This window comes from Streptomyces sp. sk2.1 (assembly GCF_008120935.1).
Lineage (GTDB): Bacteria > Actinomycetota > Actinomycetes > Streptomycetales > Streptomycetaceae > Streptomyces.
The window spans coordinates 1-11,970 of record NZ_RDBO01000026.1 but is presented as its reverse complement, the minus strand read 5'-3'; the positions used below and the strand labels follow the sequence as shown (position 1 = coordinate 11,970).

General features: G+C 71.7%; 11 protein-coding genes and 2 pseudogenes. 8 read left to right on the top strand and 5 right to left on the bottom strand.

What is annotated here, in order from left to right; translation table 11 throughout:
* Positions 1 to 226: pseudogene (locus EAO76_RS46055) on the top strand (hypothetical protein); the annotation flags it as partial.
* On the opposite strand, the pseudogene EAO76_RS46050 reads toward EAO76_RS46055, so the two are convergent.
* Positions 199 to 504, bottom strand: a pseudogene (locus EAO76_RS46050) (DUF4345 domain-containing protein); the annotation flags it as partial. The pseudogenes EAO76_RS46055 and EAO76_RS46050 overlap by 28 nt on opposite strands.
* A gap of 137 nt (positions 505 to 641) precedes the next feature.
* Here EAO76_RS46050 and EAO76_RS11660 point away from each other — a divergent pair.
* The 6 genes from EAO76_RS11660 to EAO76_RS11635 all read left to right on the top strand — a co-directional run bounded on the left by EAO76_RS11660 (position 642) and on the right by EAO76_RS11635 (position 6,322).
* Positions 642 to 1,250, top strand: a complete 609-nt coding sequence (locus tag EAO76_RS11660; protein WP_148835860.1) for a TetR/AcrR family transcriptional regulator — start codon at positions 642 to 644, stop codon at positions 1,248 to 1,250.
* A 102-nt stretch (positions 1,251 to 1,352) separates the two neighbouring features.
* Positions 1,353 to 2,348, top strand: coding sequence for a TAXI family TRAP transporter solute-binding subunit (locus EAO76_RS11655; RefSeq protein ID WP_148835859.1), 996 nt, complete (start codon positions 1,353 to 1,355; stop codon positions 2,346 to 2,348).
* Positions 2,269 to 2,724, top strand: a complete 456-nt coding sequence (locus tag EAO76_RS11650) for a heme-binding protein (protein ID WP_399461914.1) — start codon at positions 2,269 to 2,271, stop codon at positions 2,722 to 2,724. Before EAO76_RS11655 ends, EAO76_RS11650 begins: the two co-directional genes overlap by 80 nt.
* A gap of 110 nt (positions 2,725 to 2,834) precedes the next feature.
* A complete protein-coding gene (locus tag EAO76_RS11645) occupies positions 2,835 to 3,431 on the top strand; it encodes an ankyrin repeat domain-containing protein (protein WP_148835858.1) in 597 nt (198 codons plus the stop codon).
* Positions 3,432 to 3,607: 176 nt separating this feature from the next.
* Positions 3,608 to 4,810 carry a YncE family protein gene (locus EAO76_RS11640; protein ID WP_148835862.1) on the top strand — a complete coding sequence of 401 codons (1,203 nt, stop codon included), beginning with the start codon at positions 3,608 to 3,610 and terminating at the stop codon, positions 4,808 to 4,810.
* Between the two features lie 93 nt (positions 4,811 to 4,903).
* Positions 4,904 to 6,322 carry a M1 family metallopeptidase gene (locus tag EAO76_RS11635; RefSeq protein WP_148835857.1) on the top strand — a complete coding sequence of 473 codons (1,419 nt, stop codon included), beginning with the start codon at positions 4,904 to 4,906 and terminating at the stop codon, positions 6,320 to 6,322.
* A gap of 52 nt (positions 6,323 to 6,374) precedes the next feature.
* Here EAO76_RS11635 and EAO76_RS11630 read toward each other — a convergent pair whose 3' ends face one another.
* The 4 genes from EAO76_RS11630 to EAO76_RS11610 all read right to left on the bottom strand — a co-directional run bounded on the left by EAO76_RS11630 (position 6,375) and on the right by EAO76_RS11610 (position 11,583).
* Positions 6,375 to 7,955 (bottom strand): M4 family metallopeptidase, encoded by a 1,581-nt coding sequence (locus EAO76_RS11630; RefSeq protein ID WP_148835856.1) that lies wholly within the window; start codon positions 7,953 to 7,955, stop codon positions 6,375 to 6,377.
* A 136-nt stretch (positions 7,956 to 8,091) separates the two neighbouring features.
* Positions 8,092 to 8,778, bottom strand: a complete 687-nt coding sequence (locus EAO76_RS11625) for a hypothetical protein (RefSeq protein ID WP_148835855.1) — start codon at positions 8,776 to 8,778, stop codon at positions 8,092 to 8,094.
* Between the two features lie 304 nt (positions 8,779 to 9,082).
* The gene (locus tag EAO76_RS11615; RefSeq protein ID WP_148835854.1) at positions 9,083 to 10,363 is read right to left on the bottom strand and encodes a glycosyltransferase family 39 protein; all 1,281 of its coding nucleotides are present in this window, start codon (positions 10,361 to 10,363) and stop codon (positions 9,083 to 9,085) included.
* Positions 10,360 to 11,583, bottom strand: coding sequence for a bifunctional glycosyltransferase family 2/GtrA family protein (locus tag EAO76_RS11610; protein ID WP_148835853.1), 1,224 nt, complete (start codon positions 11,581 to 11,583; stop codon positions 10,360 to 10,362). Before EAO76_RS11610 ends, EAO76_RS11615 begins: the two co-directional genes overlap by 4 nt.
* Before the next feature lie 254 nt (positions 11,584 to 11,837).
* Between EAO76_RS11610 and EAO76_RS46045 the strand changes: the two genes are divergently transcribed.
* Positions 11,838 to 11,970, top strand: a 133-nt coding sequence (locus EAO76_RS46045) for a glycosyltransferase (RefSeq protein WP_148835851.1), incomplete at its 3' end; no start/stop codon positions are given.

The window sequence follows — 11,970 nt, the reverse complement described above, 5'->3', positions numbered from 1 at the left end:
CGTCATCTCCGCCGTCCCCGGAGCAGGCGCCCTGTTCTGGACCCTGCCCGACGACAAACTCCCCTCCTGGCTCCGCGACTCACGCACCGCGATGAAGGAGACCGGCAAGGCCCTGGTCGCCTGGGACGAATGGGGCAAGAACCCCGGCCGCGCCGCCGGAGCGGTCACCTTCAACGTCCTGACCACCGTCTTCACCGGCGGCGCCAGCACCAGTTCGACGACCGCCAGCGCCACCTGGAACCAGTGCGGCCACCCGTGCACGGTCAGCGACAGCACCCGTCCGACCGCCCCGAGCAAAAACACCCCGGCCAGCCACCGGACCGCCGTCGCGGGGATCGGCGACTGCCGGGCCGCCCAGAGCCAGCCGAGGCCGTACCCGGCGAAGACCGCGCCGAAGAACCGTCCGAGGCTGTCGATCGTCGGACCGGCCGAGCCCCCGCCCGGGATCGCGGCGTTCCCGAGCAGTACGTGGAAGAGCCCGATCGCCAAGCAGGCGTACCCCATTGCCTGCACGAGCCCCCGGAGCGCCTTGTCCCTGGACACGATCCACCATCCCCCTTCTTTGCCGACAGACGCCTTACTGGACACGCGTCTACCAAGCTACGGCCACCTGGTAGACATGTGTCAAGTAACATGGGCGCGTGCCTCCCCGTCAGCGACTCGATCCCGCCGAACGACGCGCCCAGCTCCTCGCCGTCGCCGCGCAGCTCTTCGCCGCGCACCCGTACGACGACGTCCTGATGGAAGGGGTCGCCGAGCGGGCCGGGGTCTCCCGCGCGCTGCTCTACCAGCACTTCCCCAGCAAGCGCGATCTCTTCGCCGTCCTCTACCAGCAGGTGGCCTCGGAACTGCTCGCCAGGAGCCGGTTCGACCCCGCCGACACCCTCGTCGAGCAGCTCACCGAGGGTCTGGACGCCCACATCGAGTACTTCGCGGAGAACCGCAACACCGTCCTGGCGGCGAACCGGGTGCTGGCGGGCGACCGGCTGGTCCAGACGATCATGAACGACGAGCTCGACGCCCTGCGCGAGCGGCTGCTCGGCGTCCTCCCGCTCGCCGACGACGACGCCCGGAAGGCCGTGTCGGGCGTCCTGAAAAGCTGGCTGGTATTCGTCCAGGTGCTGTGCGTGGACTGGCTCACCGAGGAGACCTGCACCCGTACCGAACTGCGCGACGTGTGCATCGGCTCCGTGCTGGGCGCGATCCGGCCGCTTCTCGACGAGGACCCCGCCCCCGACTGGCCCCGCTGACGGCAGTACCCGGCGAAAACCGTGGGAGCCGACGGCGGACCCCGGCGGAAACAGTGAGATCGGCCCTGGTCATCGCCGAGGCGGGCTGGCAGGATCGCCGCCATGCTCCAGGCTCTTTCCCGCATCGGCAGGCGCCGCGCCCTCCAGGCGTGCGCCGCCCTCGTCGTGCTCGGGCTGCTGCTGTGGTGGCTGCTCCCGCTCGGGCCGTCGGAGCCGACGGGAACCTTGACCTTCAGCACCGGCGTGCGCAGCGGGGTCTACCAGCGCTACGGCGAACGGCTCAGGGGGGACCTGGCCAAGGATCTGCCCCAGGTGTCGATACGGCTGCAGACCAGTGAGGGCTCGCAGCAGAACATCGAACGGGTGGCCTCCGGGAAGGCCGACTTCACCATCGCCACCACCGACGCCCTCTCCACCTATCTGCGCAGCGGCAAGCCCGGCGCCGACCTGCTGCGGGGCTGCGTGCGGCTGTACGACGACTACATCCAGCTGGTCGTGCCCCGGGACTCGGAGGTACGGAAGGTCTCGGACCTGCGCGGCAAGCGCGTCGGGGTGGGGCAGCGTGGTTCGGGGGTGCGCCTGGTCGCCGACCGGGTGCTGGCGGCGGGCGGTCTCGATCCCGAGGACGACGTGACACCGGTTCCCTCCGGCATCGACACCATGCCCGAGCAGCTGGAGGACGAACGGCTCGACGCCTTCTTCTGGTCCGGCGGGCTGCCCACCACCGCCGTGCAGGAACTGGCGGGCCGGTTCCCGATCCGGCTGGTGCCGCTGGAGGCCCGGCTGGTCGAGAGGCTCCAGGCCGCGGGCGGGTCGGCCCGTTACTACCGCTCGGCCGTGATGCCCGCGGACGCCTACCGCAACGCACAGCAGGGGCAGGCGGTGCCGACGGTCGCGGTCTCCAACGTGCTGGTGACCACGGAGCACTCGGATCCGGCGCTGACGGAGGCGTTCACCCGGACCGTGATCGACAGCCGGGACCGGATCGGGAGCGAGGTGCACGCGGCGCAGCTGGTGGATCTGCGCACGGCGATCTACACCGATCCGCTGCCGCTGCACGAAGGGGCCAGCCGCTACTACCGCTCGGTCAAGCCCTGACCCCGCTCCGCAGCATCGCACCCGCCCCGCACACCGCCCGTTTCCCCTTCCCCGCACCGTCTCGGTCGCCGTCGTCGACCGCAACGGCAACACCGTCGTCACCCTGCGCGGCGACGGCGCCGGCCCGCAGTCCTACGAGTCGGCCGTGAAGAAGGCCTACACCGCCGTCTCCTGGAACGCCCCCACCTCCGAACTGGTCAAGCGCCTGGAGAACGCCCCGACGCTGAAGGACATCCCGGGCACCCTCTTCCTCGGCGGCGGCGCCCCCGTCACCGCGAAGGGCGCCCCGATCGCGGGCATCGGCGTCGCCGGCGCCCCGTCCGGCGACCTGGACGAGAAGTTCGCCCGGGCCGGCGCCGCCGCCCTCGCCGAGTGACGACCGGCACAGCAGACGAGCCACCGGGCCGTCCGGCCGCCCCGCCCCGTCGCGGAGACGAGGCGGAGCCGGCCGGGCGGCCGGGCGGACCGATCCACAGGAGTCACCGCATGAACGCCCTCGACCAACAACTGCTCGACGCCGCGCGCACCGGCGACACCGACGGAGTGCGGAACGCGATCGAGGGCGGCGCCCGCGTCGACTGCCGCGACGAGGAGCTGCGCACCCCGCTGCTCCTCGCCGTCCACGGGGACCACGTCGAGGCCGCCCGGCTGCTCGTGACGGCGGGCGCGGACCCCGACGCGCAGGACCTGCGCGAGGAGAGCCCCTGGCTGGCGACCGGGGTCACCGGCAGCGTCCCGATGCTGCGCACCCTCCTGCCGGCCGGCCCCGACCTGAAGCTGTGCAACCGGTTCGGCGGCATCGCGCTCATCCCGGCGAGCGAGCGCGGCCACGCGCCCTACGTGCGGGAGCTGCTCCGGGTCACGGACATCGACGTCGACCACGTGAACCGGCTCGGCTGGACGGCCCTGCTGGAGGCCGTGATCCTCGGCGACGGCGGCCGGGCGCACCAGGAGATCGTCGAGCTCCTGCTGGCGGCCGGCGCGGACGCCGGCCTTCCGGACGGCGACGGGACGACCGCGCTGGCCCACGCGGAACGCCGCGGCTTCACGGAGATCGCCGCCCGACTGCGGGACGCCCGATGAACGCACGCCGCACGGTGGACACGCGTCGTACGGCGGACACGCGTCGTACGGGGCACGAGGGAGGTACGGGGCATGCGGGAGGCACGGGGCACGAGCGAGGCACGGGGCACGCAGGAGGTACTGGGTACATGGGAGGTACGAGGCACGTGGGACGCCCGGTGAACGCACGCCGCGTCATGGATGCGGAACGCCCGGTGGGCACGCGCCGCATGGTGCACGCGCGCCGCGCGGTGGTGGCGCTCGCCGCGGCCGCGGTGCTCGCGGGCTGCGCGACCGGTACGAGGGCCGGGGCGGCGGACGGCCCGTCCGCCGGGACCGGCCCGTCGGCCGCCGCGTCCGCCGGGTCCCGTACACCGGACTCCCCGCGACCGGCACCGGCCACGTCCGCGGCGACCCCGCGCGGCACGCTCCTGGTCGCCGACTTCGGCGGCGACACCGTGACGTTCGTCGACCCGCGGCCGGGCCGCGACCGGCACCGGCTCGGCTCCGTCCGGGTCGGCACCGCGCCCTACGGCCTCGTCGTCGGCGACGACGGGCTGGCCTGGGTGGCGACCGCCGAGGGCGTCGCCGTCGTGGACACCGCGACCCGCACCCGCCTCACCCGCATCCCGTACCGGACGGAGACCGGCCCCGCCACCACCGGCGAGTACCGGGGCGGGGGCATGGGCATCGCCCTCGCTCCCGACGGCCGGCACGTCTACGTCGGCGTCAACGTGCCCGGCCGCGACGGCGTGCTGGAGATCGTCGACACCGCGACCCGGAGGATCACCGCCGCGGTGCCGGTGGGCCGCCGCCCCTTCGACGTGGACGTCTCGCCGGACGGCACCGAGGTGTACGCCACCGACCACGACTCCTTCGACGTCACGGCGGTGGACACGGACACGCGCGAGGCGCGGCGCTTCGAGGTCGCCCCGTACGGCACCGAGGGCGGTCTCGGCTCCTGGCTGAAGCCGCACTACGCCGTCGTCCGCCCCGCCGACGGCAGACTGCTGCTGCCCTTCGAGGGGGAACGGCTCGTCGTCCTCGACCCGCGCACCGGGAGGTCCACCATCGAGCGGATGACGGCCGACACCCACCAGCACGGGGCGACGCTCGCCCCCGACGGCACCCTCCTCGTCGTCGGCACCGGCCCGATCCTCTCCGAGGACCGGGGCCCGTCCCTGACCGTCCGCGCCCCCGACGGCTCCGAACGCGTCGTGCCGCTGGACGGCCCGCACGAGGACGTGGCGGTGTCCGAGGACGGCCGCACGGCGTACGTCACCCAGGGCTTCACCCGCGACGGGTACGGGAACGGCATCACCGTCGTCGACCTCACGGGCGAACGGCGGCCGTACGAGGTGCCGGCGACGGCCCGCCCGCTCGGAATCGCGGTCCTCTGACCCCTCCGGCACCCCTTCCACACGCCCCGGCGCCCCTCCGGCGAATGCCGCACCCCGGGCGGCATTCGCCGGAAACGTCCTAGGATCGCCGGTGTGGACCAGCGAACGTCCGTGCGCCGTACGGCCCGAGCCGCCGCCGTCGCCCTGCTGGTGCTGGCGACGTCCGCCGCCTGCACCGGCGACACCGGCGGTGTCCGGGGCACGCCCGGCGCGGCCGGCCTGCGCGATCCGTACTTCCCGAAGCTCGGCAACGGCGGCTACGACGTCACGCACTACGACCTCGTGCTCGACGTCGACCCGGCCGCCCACCGGCTGCGCGGCACCGCCACGATCACCGCCCGCGCGACCCAGGACCTCAGCGCCTTCGACCTCGATCTCGCCGGACTCACCGTGGACTCCGCGACCGTCGAGGGCCGCCCGGCCGCCGTCAACCGGACGGGCCACGAGCTGACGCTGCGCCCCGCCGCCGAGGTCGAGGACCGGCTGCGCGAGGGCGGCACCTTCCGCACGGTCGTGCGCTACTCCGGTTCGCCGCGCACCCTCACCGACCCCGACGGCTCGCGGGAGGGCTGGCTGCGGACCGCCGACGGCTCGGTCGCGCTCGGCGAACCGACCGGCTCGATGACCTGGTTCCCCGGCAACAACCACCCGAGCGACAAGGCGACGTACGACATCGCCGTCACCGTTCCCGAGGGACTGACGGCCGTCTCCAACGGCGAACCGGTCTCCCGCCGCACCTCGGGCGCCACCACCACGTACCGCTGGCACACCCCCGAACCGATGGCGAGCTACCTCGCCACGGTCGCCGTCGGCCGCTACACCACCCGGACGTCGAGGACCGCGGACGGCATCGAGGTGTTCACCGCCGCCGACACGACCGTCGCGAAGGAGAGCGAGCGGATCCTCGCCCGGATCCCCGAGGTCGTGAAGTGGGAGGCGGAACGGTTCGGCCCCTACCCCTTCACCGCCACGGGCGCGATCGTCGACCGCCCCGGGGACGCCGGTTACGCGCTGGAGACCCAGGACCGGCCGTTCTTCCCCGGCCCGCCGGACGCCGGGCTGCTGGTCCACGAGATGGCCCACCAGTGGTTCGGCGACTCCGTCACCCCGGAGAGCTGGCGGGACATGTGGCTCAACGAGGGCTTCGCGACCTACGCGGAGTGGCTGTGGGCGGCCGACAAGGAGGGCGTCCCGGTCCGGGACAGTTTCGACGCCGCCTTCGAGGACGACGCCAACTGGGCCTTCCCGCCCGCCGATCCGCCGGGCGCGAAGGACATCTCGCAGGCCCCGGTGTACGGGCGCGGGGCGATGGTCGTCCATGAACTCCGGCGCACGATGGCCGACGACGAACGCTTCTTCGCGCTCCTGCGGGGCTGGACGAGGGCCCACCGGCACGGCAACGCCTCGACGGCCGACTTCACCGCCTACGCGGAGCGGACGACGGGCCGGGACCTGACGGAGCTGTGGGACACCTGGCTGTACGGCAGGAGCCGGCCCGCCCCGAAGGACTGACCGGCTCCCGCGTGTTCCGGTGCCTCTCCGCTTTCCCTGCCCCGCGGTCGGGTTACTTCACGTTGACGCCGCTCCAGGCGGCCTGGACCGCGGAGAGCTCCTCGCTGTCCGCCCCGTACAGGTCGGTCGCCGCCTTCTCGGTCGCCTCACGGGCGCCCGCGTAGTCGGTGGAGGACGTCATGTACTCGGCGAGGGCCTTGTACCAGATCTGGACGGCCTTGTCCCGGCCGATGCCGGTGACGGTCGAGCCGTCGGAGGTCGGGGAGTCGTAGTCGACCCCGTTGATGGTCTTCGCGCCGCTGCCCTCGGACAGCAGGTAGAAGAAGTGGTTGGCGACACCGGAGGAGTAGTGCACGTCGAGGTCGCCGACGCTGCTGTCCCAGTAGTCGGCCGAGCCGCCGTCCTTGCTCGGCTCGTCCATGTAGCGCAGCGGGGTGCCGTCGCCGTTGATGTCGATCTTCTCGCCGATGAGGTAGTCGCCGACGTCCGTGCTGTTGTCGGCGGCGAACTCCACCGAGGTGCCGAGGATGTCGCTGGTCGCCTCGTTCAGGCCGCCGGACTCGCCGTAGTAGTCGAGGTTGGCGGTGGACGAGGTCAGGCCGTGGCTCATCTCGTGGCCCGCGACGTCGATGGCGGTCAGCGCGCTCTTGTTGTCGGCGCCGTCGCCGTACGTCATGCAGAAGCAGCTGTCGTCCCAGAACGCGTTGACGTACGAGTCGCCGTAGTGGACCCGCGAGTACGCGGCCTTGCCGTCACCGGCGATGCCCTCGCGGCCGAACGCCGACTTGTAGAAGTCCCAGGTCTGCGCGGCGCCGTAGGCGGCGTCCACGGCGGCGGTCTGGCGGTCGCCGCCGGTGCCGTCGCCCCAGGTGTCGTCGTCGTCCGTGACGAGGTCGCCGGTGCCGCTCTCGCCCTGGTTCAGGTCGTACGTCTTGTGGCCGCCGCGCTCGCCGTCGGTCAGCTCGAAGCCGGAGCCGCTCCCGGTGGTCGTGAGGTCGACGTCGCCGCTGTACTGGCTGTGGCCGACACCGGTCTCGATCGCCTCGAACCTCCGGAGCTCCTTGCCGGTGTTCGCGTCGGTGATGATGTGCATCCTGCTCGGCGTGCCGTCCTTCTGCACGCCCTTCTTCACCGTTTCGAGGGCGAGGACGGGCTTGCCGTCGCTCGCCCAGACCACCTTGCGCGCGGCGGCCGCGGTCTTGATCTTCGCCGTCGTGGACGGCACGGCTATCCGCGCCTCGGTGGCCTTGGTGACGCCCTTGAGCTTCCCGCCGGCGGCGGTGTGGGTGACGAGGTCGCCGCCGAGGACCGGCAGTCCGGCGTAGGTGCGCTCGTAGCGGGTGTGGACGGTGCCGTCGGCGTCCTTGATCACATCACGGACGATCAGCTTCTCCTTGCCGCCGAGACCGAGGGACTCGGCGGCCGAAGAGGCTTCGGACTGGGCGGACTTGATGGCGGCGGTGCGCTGCGATGCCTTGTTCGCGCCGAAGGGGACGACGCTGCGAGTGGCGGAGGGACCGTCAGTTCCGTTGTCCGGCGAGGCGTTGGCCGAACCGGTCTGGACGCCGACGACGACCATCGCGGCCACGGCGGCCAGGGCAGCGGCGCGACGGGTGTTCATGTGGGGGGTCATGCGTTCTCCGTTGCTCGTTCCGTGGGGGGTTACGAGCGGAGAGCGTGCCACCGAAAGACCGAGATTGACGGTGTGCTAACAAATACCTCACATTTTTTTGACCACCTCTTGTCCGAATGGAATACGCCTCTGTTCGTTATTCGACAGGGGAGTTGGACACGGCGGACATCACGGGGCATGGCGGGCGCGCCGGATCCGGCGCGCCCGCCATGCCCCGTGATGTCCGCCGTGTCCGGGTGGGCCTCCAGACCCCGGGAGCGGGCGGCGCGGTGAAGGGTACATCCGCGAACCGGCCGTCATTCTCGCGGAGTTCGACGATGTGGGCGGCGGCGCGCTTTCCGAYGGCGACACCCTGGTCCTTCGCAGGGCCCTCGGGAATCCCGGAGAGGGAGTCGGCGTAGGCGGCGTCGAGCCCGCTCTTGAAGGCGGAGAAGTAGGTGAGCAGCACGTCGTGAGCCGCTGTTGCGGCCGCCGCCGCGGAGGATGCGGTGGCGGGGCCGCGTTCCCGCCACTCGTACGGGGCGTAGCCACCCTCGATGCCGACCACGGCGTTGTAGACGGCGACGGAGACGAACCCGTGCCAGATGGCGCTCTGCCCGGAAGGGCGGGCGCCCAGGTCGGCGCGGATCGTCTCGGTGGCGATGGCGTTCCAGTCACGAACCACGGCTGCCGGGTCCGAAGCAGTTGCTCGGCGGGGGTCGGCGGCGCTCGGGCCGGTCATGGCCGTGAGCCCGACGAGGGCGAGCATCGCGACGGCGCCGATGACCTTCCGGATACGTGAACGCGGAGCAGGAGGAGATGGAACAGGGTGGTTCTGCCGCACAGCGCACTCCCTTGGGTTGGTTCACCCGGATTAGCAGCGGGCGGGAGCGCGATCAAGATCAATTGCCGTGACCGGGGCGTAGTGAGCCGAAGGAGGAGGGCTGCGTAGTCTGTATTGCCCTGTGAGGCTGGGTGACACTGGGGTGGTTGCTGAGGTTTCAGGGTGGGGGCGGTGGGCTGATGGTCAGGCCCGTGGCGGTGAGGCAGCCGTCGACCAGGTGAGGCCGGAGCCGGATTCTGCGCGACTCGCGGCGAAGAGCGAGATCGAGGTCGTCGGGTGTGTTGAAAGCGGTGTGGGCCATCGGTTACGGAACACCGAGTTCGAAAAGGCCGTAGCCCGCGTACGAGCCGGACGCCAGGGCCGCGATGCCGAGGAGCATGAGCTGGTGGGCCGGGCTGAGGCGGCGCAGGGCGAGGGCGACCGGAAGAAAGAGCGGGAAGAGGGGGAGCAGGTAGCGGGAGACGTTGCCGAATATCTGCTGGCTGCCGAGGACGAGGACAAGGGTGAGGACGGTGTAGACCACCAGGACGGCCGGGGGACGCAGCCGGATCAGCAGCGGAAGCAGCGCGATCGCGAGCAGGACCACACCGACGCCGATCAGGTCCGTGAAGGGCCGGGCGGAGAGATAGTCGAAGTGGCCCACCGGGACGGATGTGAGGACGTCGAGGGTGTGCCGCCCGTAGTCCCACTTGTGGGCCCAGGCATCGGACTGAAGCCTGAAGTAGCCGCTGTAGTCACCCATTCGGTACCCCACCCAGCCGAGATGGGCGAGGAGGCCGAGCGGGGCGACGGCCATCGTGGTCACCGGACGCAGGATGCCGTCCCGGCGGCGGTGGAGCGCGAGCAGGGCCGCGACGACGACGGCGCCGATCAGCGCCACGGCGGTGGGCCGGTTGAGCCCGGCCATACAGGTGAGGAGACCGGCGGTGAGCCAGCGGCGACTCAGGACGGCATGGCAGGCCCAGACGGCCAGGGCCATGTAGAGGGAGTCGGAGTAGACCGCCCACTCCACGCCGGAACCGGGCCAGACGGCCCAGAGTCCGGCCGAGGCCAGCCCGGCCCGTCTGCCGCCGAAACGTTCGGTGATGGCGTAGATGCCCAGGGCGGCGGTCAAGGAGGCGACGACGGAGACCAGCAGGCCGGCGCCGTACGGGCCGAGGCCGGTGAGCTCGGAGACCAGCCGCATCAGCGCCGGGTAGAGCGGGAAGAACGCCGCCGAGTTCTCTTCGAGGGTGATCGGGCCGGTGGCGCCGGGGATCGGGACCAGTTGGGGGTCGTACCCGTGCACGGCGATCTGCTGGTACCACCAGCCGTCCCAGCTGGCCAGGACGTCCCACGGGTGGGCACCGCCACCGAAGCGCGGGTTCTTCGTGCGGTAATCCCCGGCGGAGTGCAGCAGCCACATGAAGACGGCGAAGCCGATCAGCTTCAGCGTGCCGTAGACGGCCAGTACGGGGCCGTAATGCCCGACTGCGCGACGCAGCCGGCTCCGGCGATCGGGGCCCGTCCCGGCGGGCTGCTCGGACAGCCTCGCGTTCCAGCTCCGGGTGCTGGTCCCGGTCGTACGAACGGCGGTCTTGATCATGCGCGGAACACCCGCGCCCGGAAGAGCAGGAACCGCAGCAGCACCGCGGCCAGGTCGGCGGCGAGGAGCACGGCGAGTTCGGCGGCCTGTCCGGCCGAAGGCATCGCGTGGTGCAAGGCGGCGAGCGACCCGCCGGTGATCGCCAGACCGACCAGGAGAACGGACAGCCCCCTGCCCCGGTGGCGCAGCACACCGCCGCGGCCATGGAGGCCGAAGGCGAGCCGTCTGTTCACGGCCGTGTTGGCGACGGCGCAGACCAGCAGCGCGAGTGCATTGGCGGCCTGGGAGCCGGCCATGGGGCGCAGCCATGCGTAGAGGAGCAGATGTACGAGGGTGCTGACGACTCCTACGACGGCGAAGCACAGGAGTTGGGCGGCGAGCCCGCCCCGCGCGGCGGCGCCGCCGTCGCGGAGCGATCCGCCGGGCGGCAGCGTGCCCCGCGCCAGTGCCCCGCCGATCCTGGCGACGCCGCGCAGGTCGGCCAGTGCCGTGGCGAGGATGTCGACCCGGGTGTCGGGATCGTCCACCCAGTCGACCGGCACCTCATGGATGCGCAGCCCGGCACGCTCGGCGATCACCAGCAGTTCGGTGTCGAAGAACCACTCCGAGTCCTGCACGAGGGGCAGCAGTTGCTCGGCCACATCACGCCGCACCGCCTTGAATCCGCACTGCGCGTCCGAGAAGCGCACGGCGAGGACGGAGCGCAGCAGGACGTTGTAGCAACGCGAGGTGATCTCTCGCTTGGGGCCGCGCACCACCCGGGAACCGGGAGCCAGGCGGGTGCCGATGGCGATGTCGGAGTGGCCGGAGAGCAGAGGGGCCACGAGCGGCAGCAACGCCGTCAGCTCCGTGGACAGGTCCACGTCCATGTACGCGAGTACGGGGGCCGACGAGAGCGACCAGGCCGTACGCAACGCCCGGCCGCGCCCCTTCTCGGCCAGCCGGAGCCACTGTGCTTCGGGCAGTTCGTCCGCCAGCCGAGCGGCGATCTGTGGGGTGCTGTCCGTACTGGCGTTGTCGGCGATGGTGATACGGAACGGGTAGGGGAAGGTCTCGCACAGGTGCGCGTGGAGCCGCCGTACGCTCGGCTCCAGATCTCTCTCCTCGTTGAACACGGGTATGACCATGTCCAGGACGGGCTCCGGACGGTGTGCCGCCACTGATGCGCGGTGCGGCAGCCGACTCAGGTTCTTCAGGGCGACTGGACCTTGACCGGTCATGCTTGATCCTCTTTGCGACTTGGTACGGGGCGGGCCGAAGACACTCGGGGCGACGGTGCGTCACGGGGTGGCGAGCGAGGACGAGACGGTCAACGGCTGGTTCCGCGCGGTCGCCGTACCCGAAGGCGGGGCCGAGGTCGAGGGTGGCGGCGAGCCCTCCGTGCTTCCCGGCGCAGTCCCGGTGGCCGTGGCCGTACTCCCGGTGGTGGCCGACGGCGCGATCGTGGCGGTCCCGTCCGGAGCCCGTCCTGGACATGGTCATACCCGTGTTCAACGAGGAGAGAGATCTGGAGCCGAGCGTACGGCGGCTCCACGCGCACCTGTGCGAGACCTTCCCCTACCCGTTCCGTATCACCATCGCCGACAACGCCAGTACGGACAGCACCC

Excerpts from the sequence above, each read along its gene's own strand:
- EAO76_RS11655 (WP_148835859.1), top strand. The coding sequence starts at position 1,353 with ATGCTCCAGGCTCTTTCCCGCATCGGCAGGCGCCGCGCCCTCCAGGCG.
- EAO76_RS11645 (WP_148835858.1), top strand. The coding sequence starts at position 2,835 with ATGAACGCCCTCGACCAACAACTGCTCGACGCCGCGCGCACCGGCGAC.
- EAO76_RS11640 (WP_148835862.1), top strand. The coding sequence starts at position 3,608 with ATGGATGCGGAACGCCCGGTGGGCACGCGCCGCATGGTGCACGCGCGC.
- EAO76_RS11630 (WP_148835856.1), bottom strand. The coding sequence starts at position 7,955 with ATGACCCCCCACATGAACACCCGTCGCGCCGCTGCCCTGGCCGCCGTG.
- EAO76_RS11615 (WP_148835854.1), bottom strand. The coding sequence starts at position 10,363 with ATGATCAAGACCGCCGTTCGTACGACCGGGACCAGCACCCGGAGCTGG.
- EAO76_RS11610 (WP_148835853.1), bottom strand. The coding sequence starts at position 11,583 with ATGACCGGTCAAGGTCCAGTCGCCCTGAAGAACCTGAGTCGGCTGCCG.